The 14,285-nt window shown below is 50.2% G+C and carries 12 protein-coding genes; 4 read left to right on the forward strand and 8 right to left on the reverse strand.

The window, feature by feature from the left end:
- Positions 1-107: 107 nt before the first annotated feature.
- The 7 genes from tyrS to HMPREF0673_RS11225 form a co-directional block, all read right to left on the reverse strand.
- A complete protein-coding gene (tyrS, locus tag HMPREF0673_RS11195; RefSeq protein ID WP_007902436.1) occupies positions 108-1,409 on the reverse strand; it encodes a tyrosine--tRNA ligase in 1,302 nt (433 codons plus the stop codon).
- Positions 1,410-1,626: 217 nt separating this feature from the next.
- Positions 1,627-1,887: a membrane protein insertion efficiency factor YidD gene (yidD, locus tag HMPREF0673_RS11200; RefSeq protein ID WP_007902438.1), complete on the reverse strand. Its 261-nt coding sequence runs from the start codon at positions 1,885-1,887 to the stop codon at positions 1,627-1,629.
- A 5-nt stretch (positions 1,888-1,892) separates the two neighbouring features.
- Positions 1,893-2,348, reverse strand: coding sequence for a ribonuclease P protein component (locus HMPREF0673_RS11205; protein WP_007902440.1), 456 nt, complete (start codon positions 2,346-2,348; stop codon positions 1,893-1,895).
- A 192-nt stretch (positions 2,349-2,540) separates the two neighbouring features.
- Entirely contained in the window at positions 2,541-3,293 is a 753-nt protein-coding gene (locus HMPREF0673_RS11210) for a uroporphyrinogen-III synthase (protein WP_007902449.1), read from the reverse strand.
- Positions 3,294-3,346: 53 nt separating this feature from the next.
- On the reverse strand, positions 3,347-4,381 hold the full coding sequence (locus HMPREF0673_RS11215) for a DUF4271 domain-containing protein (protein ID WP_007902451.1): 1,035 nt from the start codon (positions 4,379-4,381) through the stop codon (positions 3,347-3,349).
- 144 nt (positions 4,382-4,525) lie between these two features.
- Positions 4,526-5,785 (reverse strand): methionine adenosyltransferase, encoded by a 1,260-nt coding sequence (metK, locus tag HMPREF0673_RS11220; protein WP_007902453.1) that lies wholly within the window; start codon positions 5,783-5,785, stop codon positions 4,526-4,528.
- Between the two features lie 360 nt (positions 5,786-6,145).
- A complete protein-coding gene (locus HMPREF0673_RS11225; RefSeq protein WP_007902455.1) occupies positions 6,146-6,952 on the reverse strand; it encodes a hypothetical protein in 807 nt (268 codons plus the stop codon).
- 224 nt (positions 6,953-7,176) lie between these two features.
- Between HMPREF0673_RS11225 and HMPREF0673_RS11230 the strand changes: the two genes are divergently transcribed.
- From HMPREF0673_RS11230 to HMPREF0673_RS11240, 3 genes are read left to right on the forward strand one after another with little or no spacing between them, the layout of a single operon-like run.
- Positions 7,177-8,616: an MATE family efflux transporter gene (locus tag HMPREF0673_RS11230; RefSeq protein WP_007902461.1), complete on the forward strand. Its 1,440-nt coding sequence runs from the start codon at positions 7,177-7,179 to the stop codon at positions 8,614-8,616.
- A complete protein-coding gene (locus tag HMPREF0673_RS11235) occupies positions 8,600-9,445 on the forward strand; it encodes a DUF3737 family protein (RefSeq protein ID WP_007902464.1) in 846 nt (281 codons plus the stop codon). Before HMPREF0673_RS11230 ends, HMPREF0673_RS11235 begins: the two co-directional genes overlap by 17 nt.
- 24 nt (positions 9,446-9,469) lie before the next feature.
- Positions 9,470-10,642 carry a MalY/PatB family protein gene (locus HMPREF0673_RS11240; RefSeq protein WP_007902467.1) on the forward strand — a complete coding sequence of 391 codons (1,173 nt, stop codon included), beginning with the start codon at positions 9,470-9,472 and terminating at the stop codon, positions 10,640-10,642.
- Positions 10,643-10,805: 163 nt separating this feature from the next.
- Here HMPREF0673_RS11240 and metG read toward each other — a convergent pair whose 3' ends face one another.
- Positions 10,806-12,872, reverse strand: a complete 2,067-nt coding sequence (gene metG / locus HMPREF0673_RS11245) for a methionine--tRNA ligase (RefSeq protein ID WP_007902469.1) — start codon at positions 12,870-12,872, stop codon at positions 10,806-10,808.
- A gap of 384 nt (positions 12,873-13,256) precedes the next feature.
- Between metG and HMPREF0673_RS11250 the strand changes: the two genes are divergently transcribed.
- Positions 13,257-13,913 (forward strand): transposase, encoded by a 657-nt coding sequence (locus tag HMPREF0673_RS11250; RefSeq protein ID WP_007902477.1) that lies wholly within the window; start codon positions 13,257-13,259, stop codon positions 13,911-13,913.
- The last annotated feature ends 372 nt before the right edge of the window (positions 13,914-14,285 follow it).

Genomic DNA, 14,285 nt, shown 5'->3' on the forward strand with positions numbered 1-14,285 from the left:
ATTGCTGTCCGCTAAAACTTTTTAAGCATAAACAAAAGGGCTGATACCATATAAGTATCAGCCCTTTTATTTGTATCATTTCTATCGTTATAAGCAGTTCAACACAGTTACTTCACTGTGATGAGGTAATAGTTCTTCTTGCCACGCTGCACGAGCAGATACTTGCCGTCGATGAGGTCGTCGGCAGTAACCACCTGGTCGAACGCGCCGAGCTTCTCCTTGTTGAGCGATACACCGCCACCCTGCACGAGCTTGCGCATCTCGCCCTTAGAGTTGAAGATCTTCACGTCGTCGCGTGTGAAGAGGTCTACAGCCGGCTGTCCGAGCTGATCCTTCGGCAGCTGGAAGTGGGGCACGCCTTCGAAGATAGAGAGCAGTGTAGCCTCATCAAACTTCTGAAGAGTCTCCTTTGTGCCCTTGCCGAAGAGGATGTTAGAAGCCTCCTGAGCGGTCTCGAGGTCCTCACGTGAGTGAACCATTGTTGTCACCTCCTCAGCCAGACGCTTCTGCAGCACGCGGCGACCCGGATCCTCATTGTGCTCGGCTACGAGCGCGTCGATGGTCTCCTTGTCGAGGTCGGTGAATATCTTGATGTACTTCTCAGCCTCTGCATCGCTGACGTTGAGCCAGAACTGATAGAAAGCGTACGGAGTGGTGCGAGCCGGGTCGAGCCAGATGTTTCCGCTCTCGGTCTTGCCGAACTTCTTGCCGTCGCTCTTGGTGATGAGTGGGCAGGTGAGGCAGTAGCATTCTGCGTCGTTGCCGAGTGTGCGGTGGATAAGCTCTGTACCGGTGGTCATGTTGCCCCACTGGTCGTTGCCACCGAGCTGCAGGCGCACGCCGTACTTCTGATACTGGTAGAGGAAGTCGTAGCCCTGGAGCAGTTGGTATGTGAACTCTGTGAACGAAAGGCCGTCGCGAGCCTCGCCGTTGAGACGCTTCTGCACGCTGTCCTTAGCCATCATGTAGTTGACGGTGATGTGCTTGCCCACCTCGCGAGCGAAGTCGAGGAAGGTGAAGTCCTTCATCCAGTCGTAGTTGTTGACGAGCTCAGCCTTGTTAGGCTCTGTGCCGTCGAAGTCGAGGAACTTAGAAACCTGCTTCTTGATAGCCTCCTGGTTGTGGTAGAGGGTAGCAGCGTCGAGCAGGTTGCGCTCCTGGCTCTTGCCAGAGGGGTCGCCAATCATACCAGTAGCACCGCCCACAAGCAGGTAGGGCTTGTGACCGCAACGCTGCAGGTGGCGCAGCATCATGATACCACAGAGGTGACCGATGTGGAGAGAGTCGGCTGTAGGGTCGGTGCCCAGATACGCAGACACCATGTTGGCATTGAGATACTCCTCAGTGCCGGGCATAATCTGCGCGAGCATACCGCGCCAGCGCAGTTCTTCAACGAAATTCTTTGTCATTATTATTGTTGTTTTTTTTTGATGATTGCTATTTTAGGGTGGCTTTAGGGTGGCGTTTAAGCCGCCTTTAGGATGGCGTTTAAGCCGCATTTAGAGAGCGTTTAAGCCGAACTAAGCCTCTTTAAGCCTTTCTAAGTCTTGGAGGACTATTTTTAAGCCCTCCCCGACGGGGAGGGTTGGGAGGGGCTGTTGATTGGGAGGGGCTGTTGGTGGCTCTTTAGGGTACGGGGTCGTAGCCTGAGCCTCCCCACGGGTTGCAGCGGAGGATGCGCCATACGGCGAGTGCCAAGCCTTTGAAGAAGCCATGCTTCTGCAGTGCCTGACGGGCGTACTCGGAGCAGGTGGGTGTGAAACGGCACGAAGGGGGTGTGTATGGCGTGATGCACACCTGATAGAACCGTATGGGCAGGATGGCAAGCCATACTAAAGCGCGTGAAACGTAGTGGGCGCAGCGGGAGATAAAGCGTGGAAGTTTCATTGTATCTACAACTTATCAGCGTTGTCGTTATGATTTTCTGCTCTATCGGCTGCTGCCTCCTTGCCAATCTTCTCGGCTATGCGCTGCAGCAGGTTTGCTATTTTGCGCTCCACTTCCTCGTAGCTGCGCAGGTTGCCGTCGGTCCATATAAAGCATAGCGAGAGTGCCTTGCGTTGCTCTTCGGCTTCGAGGGTGTCTATTAACACCTGCTTGTTGCGACGGTATGCTTCGCGTACGAGACGCTTCACGTGGTTGCGCTTCACGGCGCGCTTGAAGTAGCGTTTGGGCACGCTCACCATCATCTTTGCGAGCGGTTCGTGTGCGTCGGCATCCTCTGTCATAAACACCACACGCAGCGGGAAGGCAGACATCGACTTGGCTCCTCCTCCTTTGAAGAGGCGGTCGATGAGCTTCTTGCTGTTTATGCGCTCACTCTTTGAGAGCTGTTGTGATGATGTCATAAGGTGGTGTTATGTTGTTGTGGTGAGGTGCTGAGATTTGATGGTGAGATGGTGTTGTGGTGAGATGGTGAGATTTGATGTTGAGGTGTTGTTGTGATGAGATGGTGAGATTTGTCTATACCTCTAAAAGGTAATGTCACCATCTCAACCCAACAACCTCCTATCACCATCTCACCATCTCAACCCAACAACCTACTTATTATTCTCAAGATAGTAGCGGAGTGCGCTTGTCATCGACGGGTGTTCCTTTGTAGGAGCCTCGAGGTCGAGTCGGTAGCCTGCGTCGGTCACAGCCTTTGCTGTGGCAGGTCCGAAGGTGGCGATGCGCACATCGTTCTGCTCGAAGCTTGGGAAGTTCTTTGTGAACGACTTGATGCCCGACGGACTGAAAAAGACGAGCATGTTGCAGTCGAACTGGGCTGCCTCCTCTTCGGTGAAGTCGTTGCTCACGGTGCGATACATTACGCACTCGGTGTGTATTAGCTTCTTCGAGTCGAGCAGTTCTTTAACGTCGCCGTTGTGTACGCTGCTCAGTGGCACAAGATACTTCTCGTTCTTGTGCTTCACCATTGTGGGGATGAGCGCATCGAGCTTGCCGGTATTGCCGAAGAACACCTTGCGTTTGCGATACTGCACATACTTCTGTATGTAGAGCGCGATTGTCTCCGTAACGCAGAAGTACTTCATATCTTCGGGGATGTTGATGCGCATCTCCTTAGCGAGTGTGAAGTAGTTGTCGATAGCGTGACGCGATGTGAACACTACGGCTGTGAAGTCGAGAAGACCGATCTTCTGCTGTCTGAATTCTTTGGGGCTGAGTCCTTCTACTTTGATGAATGGGCGAAAGACGAGTTCTACACCGAAGTCCTTTGCGATGTCGAAATATGGCGACTTCTCGCTTGATGGTTCAGGCTGTGATATCAGAATCTTCTTTATCTTTTTCATATTGAAGCTTTATATGTATATTCTTTATTCAGAGGGGTGCCGTCGCTATTGTCTTAGAAATTCACTTTCAAGCAGTTGACTATCGTTGCCAGCGTACCTAAGAGAACTGCGAGAGGTGTCAGTTCAAGCGTGCAAAAGTACAAAAAATTTTGCAGAAAACCGCCCCTATGTCTAAAAAAGATGATGTAAGACTTGTAAAGGGAGAGCAACTTGAAGAGCGTTATCACGAGGAATGTGCACACGAGTGTTGTGCGCACCGGCATCTTGAAGTAGGCATTGAGCATTACGACGGGGAAGAGGCACACGCCTTCCATAGCGAGGAAGAAGAGGTACGACTTCATCCAGAACTCGTTGTTGCGCTTGTCGAAGAACACCCATCCCACGAGCCAGTAGAGCATTGTCTTGACGAGCATATAGCCAAGCATCGTCAGCGAGAGTATGCCTATCACCTGATACTGGTCGACGAGGAACGTGTCGGCAACATAGAGTTGCGTATAGAAGAAGTAGACCAATCCTAACAGCAAGCAGCTCTGTAACACGAGGAAGAACTGGAAGCGCAACTCCTCGGAGGTCTCCGTCACGGTGGTCATATTCTCGCTCACTGGCGGGCGGAAGAACTCCTTCGCCTGGCGCAGTATGAAGCGTCGCGACTTGGTGTAGGCTATCAGTGCGATGCAGAAGCAGAATAATAGCAGAAGCGTGATGAGGTTGTCGCGTGCGATGCTGTAGGGCACGGGGTCGCCTGCCACACCGGTGCGCCCGCCGAAGAGGTCGGGGTTGAAGTAGGGTTTGCCTGTGAAGTACGACTCGCGGTAGTACTGTGGTAAGTTGATATCGCGCCAGGAGTGTCCGCGTGTGTGTCCGGGCAGATGCAGCGTGTCGGGCTGCTGACTCCATGTTATCTCCGATGGGCGTATGTGTGCCTGGATAGCGGAGTCCTGCTGGGCAGGCGTAGCGTTCTTGGGCAGCCAGCTGAGCACCTCTGCCGGCGTTGGCTGCCAGTGCTTGCGCACGGGCTGAGCGCCGACGGGCAGTCCGTCTGCTCCAAGAACTATCTCCTCTGTGTGTATGGAGTCGGTTGTTATCATGTTTTTTTGTTGAGATGTTGTTGTGGTGAGATGGTGAGATTTGATGTTGAGATGGTGTGGTGTTGAGATGGTGAGAGTTGTCTATACCTATAAAAGGTAATGTCACCATCTCACCATCTCACCACAACACCATATCACTACTCTTTAGATTCTGAACTCCTTGCGGATATCATCTACGCGGTCGAGTTTCTCCCATGTGAAGAGTTCCACCTTCATCACCTTTGTCTCGTGATAGCGCGATGTGAATGTCTTCTCCACCACCTCGCACTTGCGGCCCATGTGTCCGTAGGCAGCTGTCTCGCGATAGATAGGCTGGCGGAGCTTGAGTGTGCGCTCGATGGCTTTCGGGCGAAGGTCGAAGAGCTTCTCTATCTTCTGTGCTATCTCGCCGTCGCTCATCTGCACGCGGCTGCGACCGTATGTGTTCACGTAGATGTTCACGGGTTTAGCAACACCGATGGCGTAGCTCACCTGCACGAGCATCTCGTCGGCAACACCTGCTGCCACCATGTTCTTGGCGATGTAGCGTGCTGCGTAGGCTGCCGAGCGGTCTACCTTAGACGGGTCCTTGCCAGAGAAGGCTCCACCGCCGTGTGCGCCCTTACCGCCGTATGTGTCGACGATAATCTTGCGGCCGGTGAGACCGGTGTCGCCGTGCGGTCCGCCGATTACGAACTTGCCAGTAGGGTTTACGAAGTACTTGATGTCGTCGCCGAAGAGTGCGAGCACCTTCTCGCTGTGTATCTCTGCCTTAACGCGCGGCATGAGTATGTTGAGCACGTCGTCCTTTATCTTTGCAAGCATACGCTCGTCGTCAGAGTCGAACTCGTCATGCTGTGTAGACACTACGATGGTGTCGATGCGCTGTGGTATGCCTTCCTCAGAGTACTCTACGGTCACCTGACTCTTCGAGTCGGGGCGCAAGTATGTCATCTGCTTGCCCTCCTTGCGTATGTCAGCGAGCACGCGCATGATGAGCTGTGCGATATCGAGCGTTACGGGCATATAGTTCTCGGTCTCGTTGGTGGCATAGCCGAACATCATGCCCTGGTCGCCAGCACCCTGCTCCTCCTCGTCGGCACGCGACACACCGCGGTTGATATCGTCCGACTGCTCGTGGATGGCTGTGAGCACACCGCATGAGTTGCCGTCGAACTGATAATCCGACTTGTTATAGCCAATCTGGTTGATTGTCTTGCGTGCGATAGTCTGCAGGTCGATGTACACGTTAGAGCGCACCTCACCCATGATTACTACCTGACCGGTTGTCACGAACGACTCGATGGCGCAGTGAGCGCGGTCGTCGTAAGCGATGAACTGATCTACTAAAGCGTCTGAAATCTGGTCAGCCACCTTGTCTGGATGGCCTTCTGAAACTGATTCTGAAGAAAAAAGATAATTCATTTTTCCAATTTTTAAATTTAAATAAGTGGAAAAACACCAAATTACCGCTGTCTAACCGTCGTTATCCTTTCTACGTTTCGCGTTCTTACATTCGCGGTTAGCTTTGCAGTTTTAGCATTTTTTTGTGTGGTTGCAAGCAGCCAAATTCTTCCACAGGGTTATACATGTTTATTTTCGGGTGCAAAGGTACTGCTATTTTTTGAGAGAGCGAAATAAAAACATGTAAAGTATTCAGTTTTTGTCTTTTTTTATTGCCACGCTACGACAACATTGTTGTCCTGCTACGGCAATAAAGTTTCGGTAGCGGGACAACAATGTTGCCGTAGCGTGGCAATATCAGGGGGGTAATCCCTTCGATTATTAAAGTATTCTGCCGCGGATAGAGAACTTCATAACTGGATAGACTTTAAGCCAATCCATAACCTTTGCTATGTCGTCCTTTGTTTCTTCGTCAACAGCGTCAGTAACCTGTTTGTTCTCAAGTACGTTGTCTATATCGCCAGCATATACCTTTGGTTTGCCCTGGAACTGAGCACCCAACTCGAAGCGGAAACCAATACGACCCTTCGGGATAAGGCGACCAAAACCAAGTCCGAGGTACGGACGAACCTTCTTTACCTTTACACCGCCCTTGATATAACCATTCTCATCAAACGGAATGTTATAATCGCCGATGTTGATACCATAGTCCTTAATTGCAGGACCATATTCTTCTACCTTTTCACTATGACCCTTAATTGACATCAAATCAGAGCCACCGAACGACAGACCTGCCGTAACAAAGAAGTTTCCTCTATTGCCGAATGGATAGACATCAAACTTCAAGTCGGCATAGGTTCTGCCGAACTTAGCGTCAAGGCGTACTTTGTCTTCAATGGTCTGCTCGCCAGCATGCGGAATCTCGCCAACGTACTCCACGTCAATATCTTCGTGGAACTTGATGTTCGGGAAGATGTTTAAGCCTGCGCGCACCTGCACATATTGTGTCAATGGTATAGCTACGTCGAAGCCGAGACCCTCTGTACCATATCCTACACCTACGCCTACGCGATTTGCCAATCCAAATTTATTCTTTTTCTTTGCTGGCTCTTCCTGTGCCGAAACAGTAGTCACAGCAAACAAAGCAAGAATACCTAATGCTAATGTTTTTAGAGATAAGTTCTTCATACACTTGTTAGTTTTTTTGTTTATATGCTGCAAATGTAGTAAAATATTTCACATGATACAACTTTTATATAACTTTTTTAAACATTATGACCAATTTTCTTGTTTTTGTTAAATATCTTACATATATCGTATCTGCTGAATTGTGTATTCTTTAAAATAGTTGTAACTTCGCATTGCGATAACAACATGCTTAACAATTCAATAGGTACATACATTATTTATATATGAAATCAGACAAGAAGAAAGATGCATTACTCTCGATGATACGCCTGGGTAAGCCTATGACACTCGGCGAGCAGGCTCGATTGGTGATGTTTCTCGCCACGCCGGCTATACTTGCGCAACTCACGACGACGATGATGCAATACATCGACGCATCAATGGTGGGCAGTATGGGTGCGGAGGCATCGGCTTCTATCGGACTCATGGAGACCACGATGTGGCTGCTGGGCAGCATCTGCTCGGCTACGGCAGCCGGCTTCTACGTACAGGTGAGCCACCAGTTGGGCTCCAACGACCCTGCACGTGCTCGCAGCACGCTGCGTCAGGGCATCATGTCGGTGCTCGTGGTGAGCGCGTTGCTCGGATTAGTATCGCTGGCGGTGAGTCCGTTTCTGCCTACATGGCTCGGTGGCAACAGCCATATAACCCCCACCGCCTCAGCCTACTTCGCCATCGTGGCTACGGCACTGCCCATCTTCCAATTCTCAATATTCGGAGCCGGAATGCTCCGTAGTTCGGGCAATATGGTCGTGCCGAGCGTGATGAGCGTGGTGATGATGTCGCTCGACGTGGTGTTCAACTTCTTCCTCATCTTCCCCACCCGACCCGTGGAGTTGTTCGGCACACAGATAATGATGCCCGGCATGGGCTTAGGCGTGGTGGGCGCAGCAATAGGCACGGTGTCGGCTGAGTTGGTGGCAGCCTCCATAACGATGTACATTCTCTGTTTCCGCTCCAAAGAGCTGTCGCTGCGCATCGACACGGGACGCTTTCTGCCTACATGGGGCGTCGTGAAGCGCGCACTGCACATCAGTCTGCCGATGGGTTTGCAGCAGACCATCATGTGCTCGGCTTACGTGATGACGACTATTATCATTGCGCCGCTGGGCACCTTCGCCATAGCTGCCAACTCGTTCGGCATAATCATCGAAAGCCTCTGCTACATGCCGGGCTACGGCATCGCCGACGCTGCAACGACACTCGTCGGACAGAGCATGGGTGCCGGCAGGCACGAGCTGATGAAGCGCTTCGCATGGTTGTCTGTAGGCTTGGGCGTGACGGTAATGGCTGTGATGGGTGTGGTGATGTACGTCGGAGCACCTACAGCAATGGCGATGATGACACCTGCCGAGGAGGTGCGCCGTCTGGGCGTGGAGGTACTGCGCATAGAAGCATTCGCAGAGCCTATGTTCGCTGCTGCAATAGTAAGCTACGGTGTGTTCGTAGGTGCAGCGAAGACGCTCGTGCCGAGCATAATGAACCTCATCTCTATATGGGGCGTGCGCATATCGCTCGCTGCAATGCTTGCACCATCAATGGGACTGCGCGGTGTGTGGATAGCTATGTGCATAGAACTCTGCTTCAGAGGCTTAATCTTCTTGGTAAAACTCAAATTCTGGAACATTCAAACTTCATGCAAATATTATGGAAAAGATCAGTAATAAGGTTTTCGGCGGAGAGCGTCCGCTCTTCGAAATACACAACGTGGAGCTCGACCACGTACGTATCACTTTCGGCGAATCGGGCGTTAAAGAGTGCAGTAACATAGTATGCCGCAACTGCTACTTCGAGGGCAAATACCCTCTGTGGCACGTAAAGGGGTCGGACATACGCAACTGCTATTTCGCTCCGGGCTCGCGCTCGGCGATATGGTACTCTGACGATATGCACATGGAGGACTGCGTGATAAACGGTCCGAAGTTCTTCCGCGAGATGAAAAATCTGTCGCTTAAGAACGTAACCGTGAACGATGCCGACGAAACGTTCTGGGGCATCGACGGACTGAAGCTGGAGAACGTGGTGCTGCACGAAGGCACATACCCATTCATGCACTGCCGCAACGTGAATGTGGACGGACTGGTATCGGACGCGAAGTACGTATTCCAGTACTCGCGCGACATAGAGATTCGCAATGCGAAGATAGACACAAAAGACTCGTTCTGGGAGGTAGACAACGTGACGGTGTACGACTCGGAGCTGAACGGAGAGTTCCTCGGATGGCACTCGCGCGGACTGCGTCTCGTCAACTGCCATATATCTGGCGAGCAACCACTCTGCTACGCCAAGGACCTGGTGCTCGAGAACTGCACGTTCGACGCCGAATGTGACCGCGCGTTCGAGTATTCTACCGTGCAGGCTGACATACGCGGACACATCAAGAGCGTGAAGAACCCTGCATCCGGACACATCGTGGCTGACAGCATAGGCGAGATAATACTCGACGAGAACATCAAAAAGCCAGCCGACTGCGAGATTCTGACACGTGCATAAGCATACATAAAAAAGACGTAAGCTATGGAATACGACTTTTCAAGACCCACCGACCGACACGGCACCGACTCTTACAAATGGGATTCGACGCCAGAGGCTGACATCATTCCGCTGTGGGTGGCAGATATGGACTTCGAGACCTTCCCCGGCATCACCGAAGCCTTGCAGCGACGCGTGGCGCACGGCATCTTCGGCTACACACGTGTGCCTGAGGCGTACTACGAGGCGGTGTGCCGCTGGTTCGGTAAGCATCACGGATGGCACATCAACCGCGAGCACATCATCTACACGTCGGGCGTGGTGCCGGCTGTGTCGGCGGTTATCAAGGCGCTCACGCTGCCCGGCGACCAGGTGATAGTGCAGGGACCGGTCTACAACTGCTTCTTCTCCTCAATACGCAACAACGGATGCGAGACGGTCTCCAACTCGCTTATATATAATAAGGAGGAACTGCGCTACGAAATCGACTTCGACGACCTCGAACGCAAGCTCAAGCACGAACGCGCACGACTGATGTTGCTCTGCAACCCACACAATCCGGGCGGACGCGTATGGACTCGCGACGAACTGACACGCGTGGCGGAGCTTTGCCGCAAGTATGGCGTACGCGTGGTGTCGGACGAGATACACTGCGAACTGACGCTCTACGACAACGAGTACGTGCCGTTCGGTTCGCTGCCCGACGAGCTGAGCCACGGTTCGATAACCTGCTGCTCGCCGTCGAAGGCGTTCAACACCGCCGGACTGCAGATTGCGAACATCGTTTGCCGCGACACAGAGGTGCGCAACCGCATCGACCGCGCCATAAACATCAACGAGGTGTGCGACGTGAACCCGTTCGGAGTAATCGCCCTGCAGGCTGCTTACAGCGACGAGGGCTACGAATGGCTCACACAGCTGCGCGCATACATCTCAAGCAACTACGACTTGCTGCGCGAACGCTTCACTCGCGAACTGCCAAAGTGCAAGGTGATGCGCATGGAAGGCACGTATCTGGCGTGGATAGACTGCTCGGAACTGCATATCTCGTCGGATGAAATAGAGGAGATGCTCATGCACGAGAACAAAGTATGGGTGAATGCGGGCAGCATGTACGGCACTGAAGGCGCGGCGTTCATACGCATAAACATGGCTTGCACCAGCGAACTGCTTAACGAAGGCATAACGCGAATAGTGAACGGACTCGGCGACAAATAAAAAAACGTAGGAGCCTACGGCATTCTTGCCGTAGGCATAGCAATAAATCGTAATAATATGTACTGCATATAGTGGCTACGGCAGGAATGCCGTAGCCTCCTAATAAAACAAGCCCTATACAAACATCGTTGTATAGGGCTTGTTTTTATTGTATAAGTAACAATTATCCTACCTGCGAACCAGGCTTAACGTTGCCTGTCACGGTGGTTACGTTCAGCGTTCCGTCGAAGTTTACGGCAGAGAGAATCATACCCTGGCTCTCGATGCCCATCATCTTGCGCGGAGCGAAGTTGGCTACGAAGAGCACATCCTTACCGATGAGCTGCTCAGGCTCGTAGTAAGCTGCGATGCCTGAAAGGATTGTGCGGTCAACGCCAGAGCCGTCGTCGATGGTGAACTGCAGGAGTTTCTTCGACTTCTTCACCTTCTGGCAGTCCTTGATATGACCTACGCGAATGTCGAGTTTCTCGAATGTGTCGAAGTCTACGTTCTCCTTGATAGGTGCAGCAACGTAGTTGGCAGCCTCGTTAGCCTTCTTTGTGTCCTCCAGCTTCTTGAGCTGAGCCTCGATAGCCTCGTCCTCAATCTTCTCGAAGAGCAGTGCCGGAGCGCCAAGCTGATGACCCGGCTTGAGCAGTTCGGTAGAGCCGAGCTGTGCCCAGTCGGTATCGGTAACGTTGAGCATCTCGCGCAGACGTGCCGAGCTGAACGGCAGGAACGGCTCGAAAGCAATCTCGAGGTTAGCCACGAGCTGCAGCGAGAGGTAAAGGATAGTCTTTACGCGCTCCATGTCGGTCTTTGCCACGTGCCACGGCTCACAGTCGGTAATGTACTTATTACCGATGCGTGCGAGGTTCATAGCCTCCTTCTGTGCGTCGCGGAACTTGAATGTGTCGAGCAATGCCTCCACCTTCTGCTTCACGTCCTTGAACTCCTCGATAGTCTTGAGGTCTACCTCCTGAAGTTCGCCACACTCAGGCACAACGCCGTTGAAGTACTTCTTTGTGAGTTGCAGAGCACGGTTGACGAAGTTGCCGTAAACAGCCACTAGCTCGTTGTTGTTGCGATCCTGGAAGTCCTTCCATGTGAAGTTATTGTCCTTTGTCTCAGGCGCATTGGCTGTGAGAACATAGCGCAGAACGTCCTGCTTGCCGGGGAAGTCGACGAGATACTCGTGGAGCCATACAGCCCAGTTGCGCGATGTAGAAATCTTGTCGTTCTCGAGGTTGAGGAACTCGTTAGAGGGCACGTTGTCGGGCAGAATATAGTCGCCGTGAGCCTTCAGCATAGTCGGGAAGACGATGCAGTGGAACACGATGTTGTCCTTGCCTATGAAGTGGACGAGGCGCGATGTGGGGTCCTGCCACCATGTCTGCCACGTACCCCACTTCTCGGGCTGTGCGTCGCAAAGCTCCTTGGTGTTGGAGATGTAGCCGATAGGTGCGTCAAACCACACGTAGAGCACCTTGCCTTCTGCTCCCTCTACCGGTACGGGGATACCCCAGTCGAGGTCGCGTGTCATAGCGCGCGGCTGCAGATCCATGTCGAGCCACGACTTGCACTGTCCGTATACGTTCGGACGCCACTCCTTGTGGTCTTCCAGAATCCACTGCTTCAGCCAGTCCTGCCACTTGTTGAGCGGCAAGTACCAGTTCTTTGTGGCTTTCTTCACGAGTCCGTGACCCGGGTTATTCTTGTTTGTAGGGTTAATAAGTTCCTCGGGTGAGAGTGTTGCGCCACACTTCTCGCACTGGTCGCCGTAAGCACCCTCAGCGCCGCAGCGTGGGCATGTACCTACGATGTTGCGGTCGGTGAGGAACTCGCCGGTCACCTCGTCGCAGAACTGCTCTTCTGTCTTCTCTACAAGCTCATGCTTGTCGTAGAGCGTGCGGAAGAAGTCGCTTGCGAACTTATGGTGAATCTTCGATGTAGTACGGCTATAGATGTCGAACGAAATGCCGAAGTCTTCGAACGATTTCTTGATAAGGTTGTGATAGCGGTCTACCACCTCCTGAACCGTGATGCCTTCCTTGCGTGCGCGGATTGTCACGGGCACACCATGCTCGTCACTACCACCGATGAACATCACTTCCTGCTTCTTCAGGCGCAGATAGCGCACATAGATGTCGGCAGGCACATACACGCCAGCCAAGTGACCGATGTGTACTCCACCGTTGGCGTAGGGCAAAGCCGCGGTCACAGTGGTGCGTTTGAACTTGTTCTCTTCCATTATATTATGTGTTTTTTAATTTCATCTGCAAAGTTACTGAAAATCGAAGCAATACACGATTTTGTTGATAATAAAATCTTCCAAGCTTGCTTGTTTTTATTGTTGAGAACATTAAAAACGAATATTATAGGAGGCTACGGCAGAAGCAATAGTATTGTAGGAGGCTACGGCATTCCTGCCGTAGCCAATAATGATTAACCAACTATACTCTTGTGGCTACGGCAGGAATGCCGTAGCCTCCTGCAATATGTTATTTTTTATAAAAACACAAGAATTTTAAAAGATTTCTTTGTTTTTCATTTGCCATTCAATGCTTAATAACTACCTTTGTTATATACATTATCCTTATCTTTTTAAGCAACTCTAACCATATCTATTCTGTTTATGACTAATCCTAACAACATTTCCTATGACGTTGTACAGTTTCTTGAAAAACGAAAGCATATAGAAATATGGGGACGAAAATTGCCTCACTGGTTTCAAGAAAACAAAACAATGTTCGTTACATTTCGATTAGCTGACTCACTACCTAAGAATAAAGTGGAAGAATTCTTAGCTGACCGTGCCAATATGCTAAAGGAAGAAAAAAGAACTGCCGGTAACAATACACGTAAAGCATACGATATAATGATGATGCGTAAGATGGAGTATTGGCTAAATAACGGTTATGGAAATTGTATACTGCGACGTGAAGATGTACGTAACGTTTTAGTGGAGGCATTATACTATTATAACAACAAGGAATACTTACTTCATACCTTTGTCGTAATGCCAAATCATGTGCATATATTGTTGTCATCACTTACAAATAAACCAATAAATAATATTATTGGTAAGGTTAAGGGGTTTACTACTTTTCAACTTAGAAAGTCATTGGGAATAAATGAGGATATATGGCAGAAAGGTATATTTGACAGAATACTTAGAAATTGGGATGAGTTTGAAAAGTATGTTGATTATATTGTTAATATTATCCAAAGTATAAATGGACCCAATATTACAAATAATTCACCTAAATATTTTTTAAAAGCTTGTTTATAATTTCCTGTCTCTTGCTTATGAGAATATATTAAAAAAACAGTACTGAAAGCAAATAGGAAAAAAAATATCACAGTTATATAATCCATCCAATTAACTCTGCAGGCACGGTTTATAAGTGCACTTATAAACCAAGAGAAACCAAATAATTCATGTAGCCTTTTCATTTATAATTACTTTTTATTCATACAGTCACTAAAATCATATTTTGGTCAAAAATACAAATTAAAAACAAATACCACAAACAGTATTTTTATTTTTTATAAATTCATAAGAAAACACAACAAATTATTTATAAGCATCTCACTATCTAATAATTATAACCCTATTTGTTATTTTTTTCGTAACTTTGCTATACGAAGTTACGAAAAGAGT

Origin of the sequence: Leyella stercorea DSM 18206 (assembly GCF_000235885.1) — a bacterium.
GTDB classification, from domain to species: domain Bacteria; phylum Bacteroidota; class Bacteroidia; order Bacteroidales; family Bacteroidaceae; genus Prevotella; species Prevotella stercorea.

Bases quoted from the DNA above. Each gene is read 5' to 3' on its own strand.
- yidD (WP_007902438.1), bottom strand. From the start codon at position 1,887: ATGAAACTTCCACGCTTTATCTCCCGCTGCGCCCACTACGTTTCACGC.
- HMPREF0673_RS11235 (WP_007902464.1), top strand. From the start codon at position 8,600: ATGGAAAAGATCAGTAATAAGGTTTTCGGCGGAGAGCGTCCGCTCTTC.
- metG (WP_007902469.1), bottom strand. From the start codon at position 12,872: ATGGAAGAGAACAAGTTCAAACGCACCACTGTGACCGCGGCTTTGCCC.
- metK (WP_007902453.1), bottom strand. From the start codon at position 5,785: ATGAATTATCTTTTTTCTTCAGAATCAGTTTCAGAAGGCCATCCAGAC.
- HMPREF0673_RS11225 (WP_007902455.1), bottom strand. From the start codon at position 6,952: ATGAAGAACTTATCTCTAAAAACATTAGCATTAGGTATTCTTGCTTTG.
- HMPREF0673_RS11215 (WP_007902451.1), bottom strand. From the start codon at position 4,381: ATGATAACAACCGACTCCATACACACAGAGGAGATAGTTCTTGGAGCA.
- HMPREF0673_RS11240 (WP_007902467.1), top strand. From the start codon at position 9,470: ATGGAATACGACTTTTCAAGACCCACCGACCGACACGGCACCGACTCT.
- HMPREF0673_RS11250 (WP_007902477.1), top strand. From the start codon at position 13,257: ATGACTAATCCTAACAACATTTCCTATGACGTTGTACAGTTTCTTGAA.
- HMPREF0673_RS11210 (WP_007902449.1), bottom strand. From the start codon at position 3,293: ATGAAAAAGATAAAGAAGATTCTGATATCACAGCCTGAACCATCAAGC.
- HMPREF0673_RS11205 (WP_007902440.1), bottom strand. From the start codon at position 2,348: ATGACATCATCACAACAGCTCTCAAAGAGTGAGCGCATAAACAGCAAG.
- tyrS (WP_007902436.1), bottom strand. From the start codon at position 1,409: ATGACAAAGAATTTCGTTGAAGAACTGCGCTGGCGCGGTATGCTCGCG.
- HMPREF0673_RS11230 (WP_007902461.1), top strand. From the start codon at position 7,177: ATGAAATCAGACAAGAAGAAAGATGCATTACTCTCGATGATACGCCTG.